18 protein-coding genes are annotated in these 17,915 nt (G+C 62.9%); 13 read left to right on the top strand and 5 right to left on the bottom strand.

Features of this window, described 5'->3' with window-relative positions; genetic code table 11:
* The first annotated feature begins 33 nt into the window (after window positions 1-33).
* The 12 genes from F3H96_RS16755 to F3H96_RS16700 all read left to right on the top strand — a co-directional run bounded on the left by F3H96_RS16755 (window position 34) and on the right by F3H96_RS16700 (window position 13,376).
* On the top strand, window positions 34-483 hold the full coding sequence (locus F3H96_RS16755) for an EamA family transporter (protein WP_149802821.1): 450 nt from the start codon (window positions 34-36) through the stop codon (window positions 481-483).
* A complete protein-coding gene (locus tag F3H96_RS16750; RefSeq protein ID WP_149802820.1) occupies window positions 480-1,487 on the top strand; it encodes an NAD(P)-dependent oxidoreductase in 1,008 nt (335 codons plus the stop codon). Before F3H96_RS16755 ends, F3H96_RS16750 begins: the two co-directional genes overlap by 4 nt.
* A 23-nt stretch (window positions 1,488-1,510) precedes the next feature.
* Entirely contained in the window at window positions 1,511-2,986 is a 1,476-nt protein-coding gene (locus F3H96_RS16745; protein ID WP_149802819.1) for an aspartate aminotransferase family protein, read from the top strand.
* Window positions 2,987-2,998: 12 nt separating this feature from the next.
* Complete coding sequence (locus F3H96_RS16740) at window positions 2,999-4,231, top strand: hypothetical protein (RefSeq protein ID WP_149802818.1); 1,233 nt, start codon at window positions 2,999-3,001, stop codon at window positions 4,229-4,231.
* Window positions 4,228-4,980 (top strand): FkbM family methyltransferase, encoded by a 753-nt coding sequence (locus F3H96_RS16735; protein ID WP_149802817.1) that lies wholly within the window; start codon window positions 4,228-4,230, stop codon window positions 4,978-4,980. Before F3H96_RS16740 ends, F3H96_RS16735 begins: the two co-directional genes overlap by 4 nt.
* A 153-nt stretch (window positions 4,981-5,133) precedes the next feature.
* Window positions 5,134-7,695, top strand: coding sequence for an FAD-dependent oxidoreductase (locus F3H96_RS16730; RefSeq protein WP_149802816.1), 2,562 nt, complete (start codon window positions 5,134-5,136; stop codon window positions 7,693-7,695).
* Between the two features lie 204 nt (window positions 7,696-7,899).
* Window positions 7,900-8,664: a site-2 protease family protein gene (locus F3H96_RS16725; protein ID WP_149802815.1), complete on the top strand. Its 765-nt coding sequence runs from the start codon at window positions 7,900-7,902 to the stop codon at window positions 8,662-8,664.
* A gap of 58 nt (window positions 8,665-8,722) precedes the next feature.
* The gene (locus F3H96_RS16720) at window positions 8,723-9,664 is read left to right on the top strand and encodes a phosphoribosylaminoimidazolesuccinocarboxamide synthase (RefSeq protein WP_149802814.1); all 942 of its coding nucleotides are present in this window, start codon (window positions 8,723-8,725) and stop codon (window positions 9,662-9,664) included.
* 80 nt (window positions 9,665-9,744) lie between these two features.
* The gene (locus F3H96_RS16715; RefSeq protein WP_149802813.1) at window positions 9,745-10,587 is read left to right on the top strand and encodes a DUF1194 domain-containing protein; all 843 of its coding nucleotides are present in this window, start codon (window positions 9,745-9,747) and stop codon (window positions 10,585-10,587) included.
* A 135-nt stretch (window positions 10,588-10,722) separates the two neighbouring features.
* Window positions 10,723-11,673, top strand: a complete 951-nt coding sequence (locus F3H96_RS16710) for an ABC transporter substrate-binding protein (protein ID WP_149802812.1) — start codon at window positions 10,723-10,725, stop codon at window positions 11,671-11,673.
* A gap of 141 nt (window positions 11,674-11,814) precedes the next feature.
* Complete coding sequence (locus F3H96_RS16705) at window positions 11,815-12,588, top strand: ABC transporter permease (protein WP_149802864.1); 774 nt, start codon at window positions 11,815-11,817, stop codon at window positions 12,586-12,588.
* On the top strand, window positions 12,585-13,376 hold the full coding sequence (locus tag F3H96_RS16700) for an ABC transporter ATP-binding protein (RefSeq protein ID WP_149802811.1): 792 nt from the start codon (window positions 12,585-12,587) through the stop codon (window positions 13,374-13,376). Before F3H96_RS16705 ends, F3H96_RS16700 begins: the two co-directional genes overlap by 4 nt.
* A gap of 12 nt (window positions 13,377-13,388) precedes the next feature.
* Here F3H96_RS16700 and F3H96_RS16695 read toward each other — a convergent pair whose 3' ends face one another.
* The 3 genes from F3H96_RS16695 to F3H96_RS16685 all read right to left on the bottom strand — a co-directional run bounded on the left by F3H96_RS16695 (window position 13,389) and on the right by F3H96_RS16685 (window position 15,288).
* Window positions 13,389-14,327 carry a GlxA family transcriptional regulator gene (locus tag F3H96_RS16695; RefSeq protein WP_254633786.1) on the bottom strand — a complete coding sequence of 313 codons (939 nt, stop codon included), beginning with the start codon at window positions 14,325-14,327 and terminating at the stop codon, window positions 13,389-13,391.
* A gap of 307 nt (window positions 14,328-14,634) precedes the next feature.
* Window positions 14,635-14,781: a hypothetical protein gene (locus tag F3H96_RS16690; protein ID WP_188131430.1), complete on the bottom strand. Its 147-nt coding sequence runs from the start codon at window positions 14,779-14,781 to the stop codon at window positions 14,635-14,637.
* Between the two features lie 321 nt (window positions 14,782-15,102).
* Window positions 15,103-15,288 (bottom strand): hypothetical protein, encoded by a 186-nt coding sequence (locus tag F3H96_RS16685; RefSeq protein WP_149802810.1) that lies wholly within the window; start codon window positions 15,286-15,288, stop codon window positions 15,103-15,105.
* A gap of 220 nt (window positions 15,289-15,508) precedes the next feature.
* On the opposite strand from F3H96_RS16685, the gene F3H96_RS16680 reads away from it, so the two are divergent.
* Window positions 15,509-16,408 (top strand): LysR substrate-binding domain-containing protein, encoded by a 900-nt coding sequence (locus F3H96_RS16680; RefSeq protein ID WP_149802809.1) that lies wholly within the window; start codon window positions 15,509-15,511, stop codon window positions 16,406-16,408.
* Between the two features lies 1 nt (window position 16,409).
* Here the strand turns inward: F3H96_RS16680 and F3H96_RS16675 are convergent, their stop codons facing one another.
* Both F3H96_RS16675 and F3H96_RS16670 read right to left on the bottom strand, forming a co-directional pair.
* Complete coding sequence (locus tag F3H96_RS16675) at window positions 16,410-17,372, bottom strand: alpha/beta hydrolase (protein WP_149802808.1); 963 nt, start codon at window positions 17,370-17,372, stop codon at window positions 16,410-16,412.
* 307 nt (window positions 17,373-17,679) lie between these two features.
* Window positions 17,680-17,865: a hypothetical protein gene (locus F3H96_RS16670; RefSeq protein WP_149802807.1), complete on the bottom strand. Its 186-nt coding sequence runs from the start codon at window positions 17,863-17,865 to the stop codon at window positions 17,680-17,682.
* Window positions 17,866-17,915 lie beyond the last annotated feature (50 nt).

Raw genomic sequence — 17,915 nt, 5'->3', positions numbered from 1 at the left:
TAATAGGAACAGGCCAAGTGGCGGGTGGCAACAATGAAATACATCGTCTTCATTCTCTTCACAGTCATGACCAATGCCGCGGCGCAGCTGATGCTGAAGCAGGGCATGATGTCGATGGGGCCGGTCTCCTTCGAGGGCGCCAACCCGCTCGTCAGGCTGTTGCAGATCGTGTTCAGCCCATGGGTGTTCCTGGGCTTGTGCACCTTCGTCATCTCGATGGCATCGCATCTTTACGTGTTGTCCAAGGTCGAGCTGAGCTTCGCCTATCCGTTCCTCAGCCTTGCCTATGTCGCGGTGGCGATCTTTGCCTATTTAGTCTTCCGCGAGGACCTCAATGGCTGGCGCATAGCAGGCATCGCCTGCATCTGCGTCGGCACGGTGCTGATCGCCCAAAGTGGCCGAGAAATGGCCGGTCGCGGACATAACGGCCAGACCGCCTCCATCACCCCGGACAAAATCGGCACAAGCGAGATCGTTCGATGAGACACGTGATTTTCGGCGGCGACGGTTTCGTCGGCCGTCACCTTGCCCCCAAGCTCGCCGCCGACGGCGAGGACGTCATCGTCGCCGACATCGTCAAGAGCGACCTGGCGCACTACCGCTCGATGCGTTTCGTCACTTGCGACGTCACCAATCCGGCCTCGATCGCGGCATTGGGCCTCAAGGCCGACGATATGGTCTACAACCTGTCGGCCAAGATGCTGTCGCCGATCCAGGTGCGCGCAAGGCGGCACGACTTTTTCTTCCCGGTCAATTTCCACGGCACCGAGCACATCATCCAGGCGATGGACAAGGCGGGCACCTCGAAGCTGGTGCACTACACGACCGATATGATCTACGGCCACACGGTGGTGCTGCCGATGACCGAGGATCATCCGGTCGCGCCGCTCGGCGAGTACGGCCTATCCAAGCTCAAGACCGAGGAGCTAGCCGCCGAATGGCGCAAGCGCGGCATGTCGATCTCATTGTTCCGGCCGCGCCTGATCATCGGACCCGGACGCCTCGGCATCCTGGAAAAGCTGTTCAAGCTGATCGACTGGAACCTGCCGGTGCCGATGATCGGCTCGGGCAGGAACCCGTACCAGTTCATCTCGGTGTTCGACTGCGCGGAAGCCGCCCGCGCTGCCTGGAAAGCCGGCGTGCCGAACGAGGCGTATAATCTCGGCTCGCTTAATCCGCCGCCGGTCAAGAAACTGCTGGGCGACCTGATCCGGCATGCCGGCTCGAAGTCGGTCCTGCTGCCGACACCGGGCTGGGCGGTCAAGCGCACGCTCGACCTGCTCGACCTGATGAACATGCCGATCATGGATCCGGAGCAGTATCTGATCGCCGACGAGGAGTGCGTGCTCGACGTGTCGAAGGCCGAGCGCCAGCTCGGCTGGGTGCCGCAATATCGCGACGAGGACATGCTGATCGCCGCCTACAGCGAATATCGCGCCAAGAAGGACGGCCATGCCGTCGCCACCAACCACGTGCCTGCCGAATAAGGCGACGAAGGGGAGATTTCGAAATGACCGTCATGGCCAAGCCGGAACACAAGGGCACGCGCACGCTGGTCGAGGCGCCGGCGCTTTCGCCCACCACCATCGCCAAGCCCGACCTGATCAGCGTCGACCAGGCCAAGGCGATGGACGTCGCCCGCATCACCGATTTGTTCAAGGCGCATCTCAACCCTGGGCAGCTGCATTTCATGAAGCTGCTCGGCTTCCACAAGGTCAAGATCGAGCGCGCCGAAGGCATGTTCTACATCGACCAAAACGGCCGCAAGATCCTCGACTTCTTCGGCGGCTTCGGCTCGTTGGCCTTCGGCCACAACCATCCGCGCATCCTGGAAGCACGCAGGAAATTCCAGGAGGAAAAGCGCCAGGAGATCGCCATCGCCTTCATGTCGCAATATGCGGCGGCCCTTGCGCACAATATCGCCAAATGCTCGCCCGGCGATCTCGACATGGTGTTCCTCGGCTCATCCGGTTCGGAGGCGATGGAAGCGGCGGTGAAGCTTGCCGAGCGCGCCGCGGGCCTGAAGCGGCCGAAGGTCGTCTATGCCGAGAATTCCTTCCACGGCAAGACCAAGGGCGTTTTGGCGATCACCGACGGCCAGCTCTACCGCGCCGATTTCAAGGTGGCGGACAATGTCGTGCGCGTTCCCTTCGCCGACATCGACGCGGTCGAGCGCCTGTTCAAGAGCGATCCTGAGATCGGCGTCATCGTGCTGGAGACCATCCAGGGCGGCGGCGGCATCATCCAGGCGCCGGCCGAATACTGGCAGAGGCTGCGCGCGCTTTGCGACCGCTATGGCGTGCTGTGGGTCGCCGACGAGGTGCAGTGCGGCTATGGCCGCTCGGGCCGCTTCTATGCCTTCGAACATTACGGCGTGGTGCCGGATGTGACGGCGCTGGCGAAATCGCTCGGCGCCGGCAAGGCCGCCGTCGGCGCCATGATCGCCAAGCGCGATGTCTACATGAAAGCCTATGGCACGCCGAAGACCGCCATGATCCATGCCATGGCGACCTTCGGCGGCATGGGCGAAGCCTGCGTCACCGCGATCGAGGGGCTGAACGTGCTCTACGACGAGGGGCTGATCGACAACGCGGCCTCGACGGGCGAGTACCTTTTGCAGCGCCTGCAGGCGCTGAGGGAGAAGTATCCGAAGATCGTCAAGGACGTGCGCGGCAAGGGCTTTATGATCGGGCTCGAGTTCCACGATTTCTCGCAGACCCTGCCGATGGTGCTGCGTCCGGTGGTGAGCGTGCTCGACGACAAGCTGAAGGGCTCGCTGTCGGGCTTCGTCGGTTCGCTGCTGTTGCGCGACTACGATGTGCTCGTCGCCTTCACCGAGTACAATCGCAACGTCATCCGGCTCGAACCGCCGCTGATCTGCCAGCGCGAGCATGTCGACCGCTTCGTCGACGCCTTCGACAGCTTGCTGTCGCGCGGCATCGTGGCGATCGTGAAGGATTTCGTCAAAAGCCAGGTCGGCAAATAGAGGCCGCTGAGGATGCTGACCAGGCCGTCCGCTCAGACCAATCCGCTGGAACGGTTGACCGGCGCCGGCCTGGCGTGGGGCGAGGGGGCTTACGTGAAATCGGCGGCATCGATCGGGGCGGTTGCCTTCTCGCTCTATATCCTGCTCACCGCGGCGACGGCCTGGTTCATGCCCGACGCCAACTGGGACATGCTGCCCTATCTGGCGATCGCCGAGGAAGGCATCTATCCCGATCCCCAGGCGCTGCATGACTCTGCCTACAGCACGGTCAAAGCCGGGGTATCGGCGGGCGATTACAAGACGCTGACCGACGACGGTGGTGGCTTCCGCAGTCACATGACCGAGAATGCCAGCGACTTCCATTCGCTGCTCGGCATGTACCGGATCAAGTTCCTCTATGCCGGGATCCTGTCCGGCTTCAACCACGTCGTCTCGCCGGTCGGGGCGATGCGGCTGGTGCAGGTGTTTTCGGTGCTTCTGTTCGGCGCCGTCACGCTCGCCTGGCTGCGCGCGGAAAGTGCGCTGGCGCTGGCGCCGGTCGTCGGCGCGATCCTGATCATGGCCAATTTCGGCGACGCGGCTCGGGCGGCGACGCCCGATCTGTTGTGCTCGGCCCTGTTCCTCGGCGGGCTGTTTGCCTATGCGCGCAAGCGCGAGGCGGCGACGGCGGTCCTGCTTTTCCTCGCTTTCATGGCGCGGCCGGACAACATCGTCTTCCTAGCCGTCTTCGCCGCGCTGCTCGTCGCCTTCCGCGAGAGGGCGTGGGGCGCGCTGGTGGGCTTTGCAGCGTCCTTCGTCGCCTATTTCGCCATTTCGCATTGGGCCCAGCATCCCGGCTGGTGGCCGCATCTTTGGTTTTCCAGCATCGAGCAGCATTACAACATGGACGGGTTCGAGCCGCCGTTCTCGGCGGCCGCCTATCTGAAGGCCTTTGCCGCCTCGGTGATCCGCGCGATCAGCGTCAATAGCTGGGTCGGCGTGTCGGTGTTGGCGTTAGCCGGCTGGTTCGGGCTCGAGCGCGCCGGCTTCCGGCTCGAGCGTCGCGCCGGCATCCTGCTTGCGACGCTGGTGCTCGGCGTGCTGGCAAAGTTCGCCGTCTTCCCGATCCACGATACCCGCATCTATTTCCCCAATCTTCTGCCGCCCTTCCTGCTGCTGGCCGCGCCGCTGACGGCTTTGTGGGCAGCGGCGAGCCAGGGCGGGCGCCGCGCCGCGCCGCAGGTCGTTCCCGGAGACAAGTCATGAGCTCGCTTTCCAGCCTCGCGCGCATATTGTTGTCGCTCGGCCTGCCCGCCGGTCTGCTCGACCTCGGACCCTCGCTGCATGGCACGAAATTCCTCGCAAAGGCGGCGCTCAAGGCGCGCTTCGGCGGCCGGCCGTTCCAGATGGTCAATGTCGGCGCCTGCGACGGCGCGCTCTTCGACGATGTGACGCCATGGCTGCACCGCATTCCGGGCGCGCGCGCCATGTTGGTCGAGCCGATTCCCTACAACCAGAGGCGGTTGCGTTCCAACTATCCTGATACCGACCGCTTCATCATCGAGCCTGTCGCGGTGACAAGGACCAAGGGCACGATCACCGTCCATACCTTCGATGCCGCAGCGCTCGAAGCCGGCGCGCTGCCGATCGAGTTCATCGGCTGCTCGTCGGTCACCGACACTAATTTGATGTCGGGCAAGAACGCCTGGGGCGAGGTGGACGCCAACTTCAACAAGTTCGCGCCGCATCTGAAGGACATCGAGGTGCCGTCGGATACCTTGCAGGCGCTGCTCGACCGCAACGGCATCACCCATATCGACGCCTTCCTGGTCGATTGCGAAGGCGCCGACTGGATGGTGTTCGAGCAACTCGACCTCCAGCGCTACCGCCCCGGCATGGTCAAGATCGAGGTCGGCGCGCTGCCCGCCGCCGAGATCGGCCAGGTCGTGGTCAAGCTGAAGACCGCCGGCTACCAGGTCGGTTTCCAGGCCGAAGACATCTGGGCCTTCGCCTGAGGGAAACGCCTTCGGCGCCAAGCCTGCGTGCGCCGTCGCGCCGTACCTGCGGCGTGTCGCAAACAGGCGGTAGCCCAACCGTCGTCCTCTGCATATTGTGCGCCATTCGAACGGGCGCCAGCACGCCCGCTTTACCCTTTGGAGTTGCGGGCCATGGCAGAATTTCCGAAAAAGGCGAAGGTCGTCATCGTCGGTCTGGGCGGTATTGTCGGCGCGTCCGTCGCCCATCACCTGATCGAGCGCGGCTGGGACGACATTGTCGGCATCGACAAGTCGGGCATCCCGACCGATATCGGCTCGACCGCGCATGCTTCGGACTTCTGCTACACGACCAGCCACGACTTTCTGTCCTGCTGGACGACGCTCTACTCCATCGATTTCTACGAGAAGATGGGCCATTACGCGCGGGTCGGCGGCCTCGAGGTCGCGCGCGTCGGCGACGACGCCCGCATGGACGAGATCAAGCGCAAGATCGCCTCGGCCAAGTCTTTCGGCACCCGCGCGCGGCTGATCGAGCCGGCCGAGATCAAGCAGAAATTCCCGCTGATCGAGGAACATCTGGTGCAGGGCGGCCTGTGGGACCCGGATGCCGGCCTTGTCATTCCACGCTCGCAGACGGTGGCCGGCAAGCTGGTCGACCAGGGTGTCGCCGCCGGCAAGCTGCAGGCTTTCGCCAACACCTCGGCAAAGGAACTCATCGTCGAGAACGGCCGCATCAAGGGCGTCGTCACCGAACGCGGCACCGTCGAGGCCGATTATGTGGTGGTCTGCACCGGCATCTGGGGCCGCCTCACCGCGGCGCTGGTCGGCGAGGACCTGCCGGTGATGCCGATCGACCATCCGCTCACCTTCTTCGGCCCCTACAACGAGTTTGCCGGCACCGGCAAGGAGATCGGCTGGCCGCTGCTGCGCGACCAGGGCAACTCGGCCTATATGCGCGACACCGGCGATCCCAAGACCGCCGAAGGCGGGCAGATCGAGTGGGGCTACTACGAGGAGACCAATCCGCGCCTTTGCCATCCGCGCGATCTTCTCGAAAAGGATCAGGCGCGGCTGTCACCGTCGCAGCGCGACATCGACATGGAGCAGATCATGGCGCCGCTGGAGCGCGCCATGGAACTGACGCCGATCCTTGGCGAACTCGGCTACAATGAAGGCCATTCCTTCAACGGCCTGTTGCAGGTGACCACCGATGGCGGCCCGTCGATGGGCGAAAGCCAGAAGGTGAGGGGCCTCTGGTATGCCGTCGCCATCTGGGTCAAGGACGGCCCGGGCATGGGCAAGCTCATCGCCGACTGGATGACCGACGGCCGCACGTCGATTGATCATCACGCGATCGACTATGCGCGCTTCTACCCGCACCAGACCAAGGAACAGTTCATCTGGGATCGCTGCACCGAGACGGCGATGAAAGTCTACAATCCGGCAGTCCATCCGCGCGAGCCGTTCTCCAAGGGCCGCAACATCCGCCGCTCGCCGTTCTGGGAGCGCGAGAAGGAACTCGGCGGCTATTTCATGGAACTGGGCGGTTGGGAGCGCGCCCACGGCTACGCCGCCAACGAGCCTCTCCTGGAAAAATACGGCAACCGCGTGCCGGTGCGCGAGAACGAATGGGACAACCGCCATTTCTGGCGCGTCTCCAATGCCGAGCATCTGGCGATGAGCGAGGATTGCGGCATCGTGAACCTATCGCACTTCTCGATGTACGATGTCGAAGGACCCGACCATGTCGCGCTGCTGGAATGGTTGTGCGCGGCCAAGATCGGCGGCGACAACAACATCGGCAAGGGCATCTACACCCACTTCCTCGACGAGGAAGGCATGGTGCGCGCCGACTTCACCGTGATCCGCATGGCCGACCGCTGCCGGGTGATCGACGGCGCCGATGCCGGTCCGCGCGACTTCCGCTATATGCAGCGTACCGCGCAGGACAAGGGCTTCAACGCCACGGTTACCGACGTGACCGAGAAATACGTCACCATCGGCATCTGGGGGCCGAACGCCCGCACGACCTTGCAGAAGGTGGTGGAGGACCCGAACGGGTTGACGCCGGAGAATTTTCCGTTCGCCGCGATCAAGCCGATCAAGATAGCCGGCAAGGACGTCACCGCCTTCCGCATCTCCTATGTCGGCGAGCAGGGCTGGGAACTGCATATGCGCTACGAAGACGGCCTCGCCGTCTGGGACGCGCTGCGCGCCACCGGCGTCATGCCGTTCGGCGTCGAGACCTACGCCAATACGCGCCGCATGGAAAAGAGCCTCAGGCTGCAGAACGCCGACCTCCTGACCGAATACAACCTGCTCGAGGCCGACCTCGCCCGCCCGAAGGTCAAGGAGAACGACTTCTGTGGCAAGGCCAAGCACCTGGAATATCGCGCCCGCGAGCATCAGCCGGCGATGCTTTGCACGCTGGTGATGACCGAGAACACCGATGCCAAGGGCGTCGCGCGCTATCCTGTCGGCACCATGCCGGTGCTTGATCCGGCGACCGGCGAGACGCTGGTCGACGAGCTCGGCCGCCGCTCCTTCACCACCTCGGTCGCCTATGGCCCGACAATCGGCAAGAACATCGCGCTTGCCTATCTGCCTTGGGCCTACTGCCAGGAAGGCCGCAAGCTCAATGTCGAGTATTTCGACGAGACTTATCCGGTCGAGGTCGCCGCCGTCGGCTACAAGCCGCTCTACGACCCGGAGAACCTCAAGCCGAGGAGTTGAGGATCGCGGACCCAGAAACATGCAAAGCCCGGCTTCGGTCGGGCTTTTGCTTTTGTGCCGGCCGAGATTCTCGCGTAGAGCGGTTCACCGTTTCACGGAAACGGTGAACCGCTCTATCTCTTTGTTTTGACGCAATTCCGGACGGAAAACCGCTCACACTTTTCCTGGAATTGCTCTAGCGTTGCGCCGGGCGGAGTGGGCATAGTGCAACGGTTCGGCTGGGACAGGAAAAACGACGCGTTCGTCTTCACGCTGAAGGGGAACATTCCCGTTCATGTCAGTTGGACCTTTGCCATTCCCGCCGCACTCCCGTTCCTGCATGAATGGTCGAGGCGTCCCCAGGCCGCCCTGACCAATACCCTCATCTTTGCCGCGCTGCTGTTCCTGTCGGTGTTTCTGCATGAGCTTGCCCATGTCTGGGCGGCGCGGCGGCAAGGCATCGGGACCCAACGGATAGACCTCTATTTGTTCGGTGGAATTGCCTGGTTCAAGCCCGGTGTGGCCTCGCCTTATGGCTGGGCATGGATCGCCTTCGCCGGGCCGTTGGTGAACATCGTCCTGGCGACGGGCTTTGCCGCCGCCTATTACCTTTTTGCCTGGCCCTTGTCGCCTGTCGATCCGGACGGTCTTTTCAGTTTGCCGCCTCCGAGGCCGGACACGCTTCTTGAGTGGACGCTTTGGCTTGGCGTTCTGGTGAATACGGCTTTGGCCGTTCTCAACCTCCTCCCAGCCTATCCCCTCGATGGCGGTGCGATCGCCAGGCATCTGCTTGCGCCGCGCTTCGGCGCGGATACCGCCACGCGGATCGTCGGCTTCTGCGGGGTCGTGCTTTCAATCTTGCGTTTCGCGGTCATTGTGCCTGCGGCAACAGCCGGAATTCTGTTGTGGATTCCACCTTCCTTCAGGCCGAACTGGCGAGCGTTTCGCGCTGTTGGCAACAAGAAGCCTGTTCCGCAGCATCCGGCTTGATGTGCGGGAGGCCAGCGGCTTATGTGGCCCATCAGAGAACGCGAAAGCAACACGACCCATGCGCATCCTGTCCGACGCCTTCATTCCCGAACTTCCCAATCGCTACAACGGCAAGGTGCGCGAAAACTACGACCTGCCGGACGGGCGCCGCATCATCATCGCCACCGATCGTTTGAGCGCTTTTGACACGATCCTGGCCGCGATCCCGTTCAAGGGACAGGTCCTTACCCAGACGGCGCGCTACTGGTTCGAGGAAACCGCCGATATCTGTCCCAACCATGTGTTGGAATATCCCGACCCCAACGTCGTCGTCGGCACGCGGCTCGACATGCTGCCCGTCGAGATGGTCGTGCGCGGCTATCTGGCGGGAACCACCAGCACCTCCATCCTGACCAAGTACAGGAAAGGCGAACGGAGCTTCTACGGCCACACCTTTCCGGATGGGCTGCGCGACAATGAACGGCTGCCGGCGGCGATCATCACGCCGACCAGCAAGGCCGCCCATGGCGGCCATGACGAGCCGCTGTCGGAAGCCGAGATCATCGGACAGCGGCTGCTCACGCAGGCGCAATGGGACACCGTATCGCGCTATGCGCTGCAATTGTTCGCCCGCGGCCAGAAGCGCGCCGCCGAGCGCGGCCTGATCCTGGCCGACACCAAATATGAATTCGGCACGGCGCCGGACGGCGCCATTGTGCTTGCGGACGAAATCCACACACCCGACAGCAGCCGATACTGGATCGCGGCGAGCTACGACGAGGCTTTCGAAAGCGGCGCACGGCCGCAGAGCTTCGACAAGGATTTTGTCCGTTCCTGGGTGTCGGCCCGGTGCGATCCCTACAAGGACCCGATCCCCAAGATTCCCGACGAGATCATCAACCAGGCCTCGGCGGTCTATATCCAGGCCTACGAGGCGATCACCGGCGCGAAATTCGTGCCTGACCTTTCCGGAGACAGCGTGCTGGAACGCATCCGTTCGAATCTGGCGCGGTATTTTTAAGGGGCCTCGCGCCGGCTGAAATCCAACGCTGCGGAATTCTCGGCTTTTGCAGGCGGCGATTTTCGCCTAACCTTTCGCGCATGTCTGCTTATGCCCGCGCAAGGCATATCGTCTTGGGCAGCGCCGTGCTGGCGCTGGCACTTTGGCTGACGCCGGCAGCTTCTCCCGCCGAACCGGTCGATGTCGAACTGGTGCTGGCGGTCGATGTTTCGCTATCCATGTCGCCGGCCGAGCTGGAGATCCAGCGCCACGGCTATGCGGCGGCGCTCACGCATGACAACGTGCTGAAGGCCATCGCCGACGGCGTCTATGGCAAGATCGCCGTCACCTATGTGGAATGGGCCGGCACGACCTGGCAGCGGGTGATCGTGCCGTGGACGGTGATCGCCAACCGCAACGATGCCGAGAAGGTGGTGGCGCAGCTCAATGCCCGCCCGCCGGACAGCGCCCGGCGGACATCGATCTCCGGCGCGCTGAGCTTCGGCAGCGATCTCTTCGCCGAGAGCGGTTTCCAGGGCACGAAGCGCGTCATCGACGTTTCTGGCGACGGGCCCAACAACCAGGGCGCGCCGGTCGACCTCACGCGCGACGAGGTGGTCAAGCAAGGCATCACCATCAACGGTTTGCCGCTGATGACGCGCGGCGGCTTCAGCAGCGCCTTCGATGTCGCCAATCTCGACCGCTATTACAGTGATTGCGTCATCGGCGGACCGGGCGCCTTCATGATCCCGGTCAACGATTGGACGCAGTTTCCAGAAGCGATCCGCCGCAAGCTGGTGCTGGAGCTTGCCGGTCCGGCTTCACCGCAATGGGCGGCGGAGGAGGCCGCGCACCCGCCGGTCGTGCTCGCCGACGACACGCCCGCCACCGACTGCCTGGCGGGCGAGAAGATGTGGCGCAACCGCGGCTGGGGCATGCCGTGACGGATCGAGGAGCCGCGCTGGGTCCGCCGCCGCCCGGCATCGGATTGGACCATCGTCCAGTGGGGCTTGTGCTTCATTGACAAGCCTTTGGGCGTCTGTGAGACAATTTGTGCTCACCAAAAAAGGGGAACCACAATGAAAAGAACCACCATTTTAGCGGCGGCGCTGATGGCGGCCGCCGTGTTCGGCGCGCCAGCGATGGCTGCAACGTCGCTCACCATCGGCATCAGCGGCTGGACCGGCTTCGCGCCGCTGACTTTAGCCAAGCAGGCCGGGCTTTTCGAAAAGCACGGGCTCGACGTCACGCTCAAGAAAGTGCCGCAGGCGAGCCGCCCGCTGGCGATTGCCAGCGGCGACCTGCAATGCGCGGCGACCACGGTCGAGACCTGGATGGTGTGGAACGCCAGCGGCGTCGCCACCAAACAGATCTTCCAGCTCGACAAATCCTATGGCGCCGACGGCATCGTGGTGCGCAACGACATCAAGACCGTCGCCGATCTCAAGGGCAAGAATGTCGCCTCGTCCGCGCCTGGAACCTCGCCCTATTTCCTGCTCGCCTGGGTGCTCATCAAAAACGGCATGTCGACCAAGGATGTGACGGTCGTCAATCTGGAGCCGGATGCGGCGGCGCAAGCCTTCCTGGCCGGCCAGAACGATGCCGCCGTCACCTATGAGCCGTTCATTTCGGCGGTCCGCGACAAGACCGATCAGGGCCACATCCTGGCGACCACGCTCGACTATCCGATGGTGCTGGATACCGTCGGCTGCACGCCGGACTTCCTCAAGGCCAATCCCGACGCCGCCAAGGCGCTGGCCGACAGCTATTTCGACGCGCTCGAGCTGATCAAGAAGGATCCGCAGAAGTCCTATGAGATTATGGGTGCCGATGTGAAGCAGTCGGCCAAGGAGTTCGAGGATTCGGCCAAATACCTGAAATGGGCCGACAAGGCGGAGAACAAGCAGTTCTTCACCAAGGATTTTCAGGATTTTTCCAAGACCGCGGCTGAGCTGTTGCTGCAGATGGGGCTGATCAAGGAAGTGCCGGACGTGACGACGCTTGCCGACACCAGCGCAGTGGCCAACTGATCGCGCACACCCGATCGGCGGCGTCAGGCCGCCGATCCTTCTCCTTAAAGCGCGACCGTCCAGATACATTTTTGATTTCTACGCATGTCCCGAAACCGGTTCCCACCTTCAGGAGACATGCTTTAAGGACAGGGCCTGATGCTGCGTCCCTTGCATTCCGTTGCGCCGGGCACGCGAACCGTGCTCGGCATCTCCTTCTTCGTGCTGTTCGTGGCGTTCTGGGCGTGGATCACGCTCGGCGGTCATGTGAACCGGATTTTTCTCGCCGATCCGTTATCGATGCTGAAGGACGGCTGGCGGCTGCTCACCGAGGATCGTTTCTGGCTCGATATCCTGATCACGATCTGGCGCGTCTTCGGCGGCTTCGTGCTGGCCTCGATCGTCGCGGTGCCGATCGGCATCGCCATGGGCGCATGGAAGCCGGTGGAGGCGTTCCTGGAGCCGTTCGTGTCCTTCGCACGCTACCTGCCGGCGTCCGCCTTCATCCCGCTGCTCATCCTTTGGGCCGGCATCGGCGAACTCGAAAAGCTCCTGGTGATTTTCGTCGGCTCGGTGTTCCAGATCATCCTGATCGTCGCGGTCAAGGTCGGCAGCACGAGGCGAGACCTGGTGGAAGCCGCCTACACGCTGGGGGCGACCGACAATGGCATCGTCAAGCGCGTCATCATGCCGGCCAATGCACCGGAGATCGCCGAAACGCTGCGGCTGGTGCTCGGCTGGGCCTGGACCTATGTGATCGTCGCCGAGTTGATCGGCTCGTCGTCGGGCATCGGCTACATGATCATCAACAGCCAGTCGCGGCTGGCGACCGGGCAGATCATCTTCGGCATCATGGTCATCGGGTTGATCGGGCTCTTGTCGGACTTCGCCTTCAAGGCGCTCAACCGCTGGCTCTATCCATGGAGCCTGGCATGAGCAAGCTTCTCATCGAAGGCGTTTCGCGGACGTTTGCCGGGGTCAGGGGCGGGGAGCCGGTGCGGGCGCTGCAGCCCGTTGACCTGTCCGTCGCCGCCAATGACTTCATCACCATCCTCGGGCCGTCCGGCTGCGGGAAGTCGACGCTGCTCAGGATCGTCGCCGGACTTGAGGCGCCGAGCACCGGCAGCGTTCTGCTCGACGGCAAGGCGGTCACCCGGCCCGGACGGGACCGCGGCATGGTGTTTCAGTCCTACACCTTGTTTCCCTGGCTGACAGTCGCCGAAAACATCGGCTTCGGCCTGCGCGAGCAAGGTAGGCCTGAGCGCGAGCGCAACGAGATCGTCGCTTCTTACGTCGACCTCGTCGGGCTCAAAGGTTTCGAGAACCACTGGCCGAAGCAGCTTTCGGGTGGCATGCAGCAGCGCACGGCGATCGCGCGGGCGCTCGCCAACGATCCCGAGATCCTTTTGCTCGATGAGCCGTTCGGCGCACTGGACAACCAGACGCGCGGGCTGATGCAGGAACTGCTGCTCGGCATCTGGGAGCGGCGCAAGAAGACGGTGCTGTTCGTCACCCACGACATCGAAGAAGCGATCTTCATGGCCTCGCGGGTGATCGTCATGAGTGCCCGGCCCGGCCGCATCAAATCGGACGTGCCGGTCGACCTGCCGCACCCGCGCCATTACACGCTGAAGACCAGCCCGGAATTCTCCACGCTGAAGGCGCAGCTTACCGAAGACATCCGCATCGAAGCGATGCGGACCGCGCAGGCGCAATCCGCCTAGGTTTTCGACCCCTCAGGCCGCCAACAGTTGCTTGCGGTCGACGCGCTCCTGCTGCGGCGAGCGGGCGTAGAGCTCGCGATAGCATTTGGAGAAGTGCGAGGCGGAAACGAAGCCGCAAGCCACCGCCACTTCGACCACCGGCATCGACGACTGGATAAGGAGATGCCGGGCGCGATCGAGCCGGATCTCCAGATAGTAGCGGGCAGGGGAGCGGCCCATCTCCGTGCGGAACAGGCGCTCGATCTGCCGGCGGGAAAGATCGACATGGTCGGCGATCTCGATCAACGACAGCGGCTCGGAAAGGTTTGCCTCCATCAGCTCGATGATGGTGAGCACCTTGGAGTTCTGCACGCCGAGGCGGGCGCGCAACGGCAGGCGCTGGCGGTCGGTCGGGCTGCGCACGCGGTCGGTCAGCACCTGCTCGCAGACGCGATTGACGAGGCTCTCGTCGAAATCGTCGCCGATCAGCTTCAGCATCATGTCGAGCGCGGCGGTGCCCCCGGCGCAGGTATAGACGTTCTGATCGACTTCGAAGAGGTCGGCAAAGACGTTGGCTTTCGGGAAGGCCTCGGAGAAACCCGGCAGGTTCTCCCAGTGGATAGCGCAACGCTTGTTGGACAGGAGCCCGGCTGCGGCCAGGATATGCGCGCCGGTGCAAAGGCCACCCACGGCGACGCCGCGGTTGTATTCCTCGCGCAACCAGGCGAAGGCCGACTTGTTGTGGTAGCGCTCGACATTGATGCCGCTGCAGACGATCGCCATGTTCGGCCTGTCCGGCCCGGCCATCTTCTTGCGCTCTTCCTCGAGCGAGGTGTTGACGGCGCATTCGACGCCGTTCGAGGCGCGCACCGGCTTGCCGTCGATGCTGGCCAGCCGCCAGCGATAAGCCTCGTAACCGAGCATCCGGTTTGCCGAACGCAGCGGATCGAGCGCCGTCGCAAAGGCGATCATGGTGAAATCGGGAATGAGGAAGAATACAAACGATCTTTTGATCGGATGCTTAACGGCATTCACGGGAAACCTCACGCAGCCATGACGCGAACAGGATGTCGCGAACAGCATAGCGACATCAGGAAAAACCATTCCTGTCAATCGGGTAGGCGGCTAAGTGACGATTAAATTTGCGACACGGGTCGCAAATGGGCAATTGTCCGCGAGCAAGGGACACCGCCGGCCAGCCCATGAAGGTCGGCGCAGACGAAAACGCCGCCGCGGCGGTGCCGGGCGGCGTCTAAATCAGCTGAGTGCTGGACTTGTCTCAGGCAACGAAGCCGAGGCGCGCAGCAGCCATGGCGCCGGTCTGGCCGGGCATGGTATTGGCAAGGCGCTGACGCTCCAAAGCGGTCGTCAGGTTCATTTCGCGGCGGGTGAACAGGCGGGCAAAGAGCTTCATCATCATCTCCATTTGGTGCTCAGACGGGTCGCCTTCGCTTAATGGAGTGGGGCAGCTCGTTTCGGCTGACGGTGATATAGGCTCGCTTCAGCAGAAACTAAATCGCAAAAACGAAGCGCTTGTTATGAAAAGCGACATGGATTGCGACTTTTTTGGGCAGCCTGCCTGAAATTTACTATTGTTTACAGTGCTTTAATTCGCAAATTAACCCGCTATGCGGATGCTTCATATGCGTCATGCAAAGACCGCATGGCTGAAAAAAGTCGTTTGAGTGCAAATAAAAAGGCCTGCCGAGCTGACGCGGCAGGCCTTCAGAACTCCATACACACTTGGTTACTTTGCTCCGGCCCAGCTTCCGACGCCGTGACGCAGGCCGGTCTTTGCATCGGCGGCTTCCGGCCAGCCGATGTCCTTCTGCAGTTCGATCGGCAGCGCATGGATGGCGCGTTCGGTCTGGTAGCGGGCGCGGGCCGCGCTGAATTCGGTCGCAAGCCGACCAATGGACGACAGGATAGACATTTTCTTTCTCCTCTACGCGGGCAGGGAGGCGCCCGTCACTGTATTAAGTCAGGTCTGTTTCAGCTTCATTTCATGTCGATTGCAGGATTGTGTCGTGGCCCGTGAATGGCTGCTTTTGGCAGGATCCTGCATCGGTCAGGTTGACTATGCGCCTGGAGTGATGTTCAATCAAACGAAATGGAATGATCGATTGCATCAGAAAAATTGAAGGCAGGCTCCCATGAACGCCCCGCTCAATCACCCTTTGCCGCTGCTTGATCTCGATGTGCTGCGCACCTTCGTGGCGATTGCCGAGACGGGCAGCTTCACCACCGCGGCCAACGCGGTGTTCCGCACGCCGTCGGCCGTGTCCATGCAGATCAAGAAGCTGGAGGACATCCTCGGCCGCTCGGTCTTCGCGCGCGACGCGCGTTCGGTGACGCTGACCACGGACGGCGAAATGCTGCTCGGCTATGCCCGCCGGCTGTTGTCGATCAACCGCGAGGTGGTGTCGAAATTCATCATCCCCGACATTGTCGGCGTGGTTCGCCTGGGTTCCCCGGATGATTATGGCGAGCGTGTCCTGCCTCACGTGCTGAAGCGTTTCGCACAGTCGCATCCCTCGATTGCGGTCGACGTCACCATCGACCAGAGCATCAATCTGCGCCGCCGCATGGACGATCGCGCGCTCGACCTCACGCTGCTCACCAATTCCTACAAGACCAGCGCGATCGGCGCCGAGGTGCTTCTGACGGAGCCGATCGTGTGGGCCGGCGCCAAGGGCGGCTGCGCGCACCTGCGCGAACCGCTGCCGGTGTCGCTGTGGGAAGAAGGCTGCGCCTGGCGGGCCGGGGCGCTGGAAGCGCTCGGCCGCGAGGGCCGCAATTACCGCATCGCCTATATGAGCGCCCACACGGCCGGCCAGCGCGCCGCGATCATGGCCGACCTTGCCGTGGCGCCGCTGCCGAAGTCCTTCCTCGGCGACGACATGGTCTCGCTGGGCGCCAAGGACGGCATGCCGGACATCGGCACCTACAACCTCGCCATGGTGGTGGCGCCCGACGCCAGCGCGCCGGTGAAGGCCGTCGCCGACCATATCCGGGCGACTTTCGAACTGTTCCGCGAAACCGGCAAGTTCTGAGTTATTCGGCCGCCGGCGCGGGACCGGTTGCGAAGGCAGCTTTTGTCCCGCGTCGCGCGCGAGCCTGGCGCGCCGCAGGAACGGTAAGGAAGTTGACGATGCTGTCGCGGGCGCGGCGCGCCTCCGGCATCTCGATCAGCGGCCAGACGTGGAACATGCCTTCTTCATAGACCACGTCGACTTCGACGCCGGCGGCGCGCGCGCGTTCGGCGAAAATCAGATTGTCGGGGCTGAGCAGATCGCGCGAGCCGGTGAGCAGCAAGGTCTTTGGCAGCACCGATAGATCGCCGTAGAGCGGGCTGATGTGCCAGTCGGAGCGGTCGAAGCCGGCGCTGTAGAGCCGGATGGCCTCGAGCCCGCCGGGAATGCCGAGCCAGGGATCGTTGCGTTCCGCCTCGAACACTTCCGGATTTGACAGCGACATGTCGAGGCCGGGCGAGATCAGCACATGACGCGATGGCGAGGGCAGGCCCTCCTCGGCCGCCATCATGGTAAGCACGACGGCCATGTTGCCGCCGGCGGAATCGCCCATGAAGACGATGTCCTCGGCGCCGGTCTCTTCGAGCATGCGCCGGTAGACATCGCCGACCATGCCGAACATGTCATGGAAATCGTGCTCCGGCGCGATCGGATAGACCGGCACGGTGATACCGAAGCCGAGACGCTCAGCCATCTCGGCGATGAGCCCCCAATGGTAGGACGTGATCTGAAAGACAAAGGCGCCGCCATGCATGTAAAGGATGCGCCGGCGTTCGCCCGCTTTCGCGGCGATTTCATAGACGGGAAAGCCGTCGATTTCGGTCTCAGTGATGTCCAGCCGCGCTTTGAGCAAGGCGGGCGGATGATAGTCCTCGGTCTTGCGGGCATAGGCGATCCAGCGCTGCAGGTTCTCAGGACTGGAAAACGCCTTCTTGCGGCTGTGCCTCAGCACAAACGAAACGAGATGGCTTTTCAAACTGGGCATGCGAATACACGGACACCGACAGAGCCGACTAAGAGAATTCCCCCCGCTCTCCGAAGATTGTGCCACGGTTAAAAATGTCAAGGATTCACGCTGGCACATCGGCGTGATCCGATGGTGCCAGCTCTGTTTGAGCAATTCCGGAGGGACCTACGGCGAGTGACCGAGCTTATCCGCTGCGTACTTTTCCTGGGATTGCTCTAGCGCCGCGTCGGCAGCAGCGTCGCGCGCATTTTGTTGTCGCCGGTGGCCAAGGCCGCGTTGCGGCCCCGGCGCTTGCCGAGCAGCTTGCATTTGTCGGCGAAGGTCATCAGCGCGGCGTGCCCAGAAGCAGCGCATGAAGCGCTGCCTGCGGGTCGCTCGGTGGCGAAGCCGGCCAGCCGATATCCTTCTGTACATGCACCGGCAGGCTGTTCAGGGCATGGATGGCCTTGTTCCTGACATGAGCCTGCCTGATGGTCACACCGAAGCGACTGAGGCTATCGAACATAGACATTTTCATCTCCTTGAAGCGCGGCGACGGCCAAGGGTCTGATTTCATGCATG

The organism is Mesorhizobium sp. NFR06 (assembly GCF_900115245.1).
Lineage (GTDB): Bacteria > Pseudomonadota > Alphaproteobacteria > Rhizobiales > Rhizobiaceae > Mesorhizobium.
This window is presented reverse-complemented; position numbering and strand designations above follow the sequence as displayed.

Excerpts from the sequence above, each read along its gene's own strand:
- F3H96_RS16735 (WP_149802817.1), top strand. The coding sequence starts at position 4,228 with ATGAGCTCGCTTTCCAGCCTCGCGCGCATATTGTTGTCGCTCGGCCTG.
- F3H96_RS16685 (WP_149802810.1), bottom strand. The coding sequence starts at position 15,288 with ATGTCTATCCTGTCGTCCATTGGTCGGCTTGCGACCGAATTCAGCGCG.
- F3H96_RS16690 (WP_188131430.1), bottom strand. The coding sequence starts at position 14,781 with ATGGAGATGATGATGAAGCTCTTTGCCCGCCTGTTCACCCGCCGCGAA.
- F3H96_RS16670 (WP_149802807.1), bottom strand. The coding sequence starts at position 17,865 with ATGTCTATGTTCGATAGCCTCAGTCGCTTCGGTGTGACCATCAGGCAG.
- F3H96_RS16740 (WP_149802818.1), top strand. The coding sequence starts at position 2,999 with ATGCTGACCAGGCCGTCCGCTCAGACCAATCCGCTGGAACGGTTGACC.
- F3H96_RS16710 (WP_149802812.1), top strand. The coding sequence starts at position 10,723 with ATGAAAAGAACCACCATTTTAGCGGCGGCGCTGATGGCGGCCGCCGTG.
- F3H96_RS16700 (WP_149802811.1), top strand. The coding sequence starts at position 12,585 with ATGAGCAAGCTTCTCATCGAAGGCGTTTCGCGGACGTTTGCCGGGGTC.
- F3H96_RS16720 (WP_149802814.1), top strand. The coding sequence starts at position 8,723 with ATGCGCATCCTGTCCGACGCCTTCATTCCCGAACTTCCCAATCGCTAC.
- F3H96_RS16715 (WP_149802813.1), top strand. The coding sequence starts at position 9,745 with ATGTCTGCTTATGCCCGCGCAAGGCATATCGTCTTGGGCAGCGCCGTG.
- F3H96_RS16675 (WP_149802808.1), bottom strand. The coding sequence starts at position 17,372 with ATGCCCAGTTTGAAAAGCCATCTCGTTTCGTTTGTGCTGAGGCACAGC.
- F3H96_RS16750 (WP_149802820.1), top strand. The coding sequence starts at position 480 with ATGAGACACGTGATTTTCGGCGGCGACGGTTTCGTCGGCCGTCACCTT.
- F3H96_RS16745 (WP_149802819.1), top strand. The coding sequence starts at position 1,511 with ATGACCGTCATGGCCAAGCCGGAACACAAGGGCACGCGCACGCTGGTC.
- F3H96_RS16695 (WP_254633786.1), bottom strand. The coding sequence starts at position 14,327 with ATGATCGCCTTTGCGACGGCGCTCGATCCGCTGCGTTCGGCAAACCGG.
- F3H96_RS16755 (WP_149802821.1), top strand. The coding sequence starts at position 34 with ATGAAATACATCGTCTTCATTCTCTTCACAGTCATGACCAATGCCGCG.
- F3H96_RS16680 (WP_149802809.1), top strand. The coding sequence starts at position 15,509 with ATGAACGCCCCGCTCAATCACCCTTTGCCGCTGCTTGATCTCGATGTG.
- F3H96_RS16730 (WP_149802816.1), top strand. The coding sequence starts at position 5,134 with ATGGCAGAATTTCCGAAAAAGGCGAAGGTCGTCATCGTCGGTCTGGGC.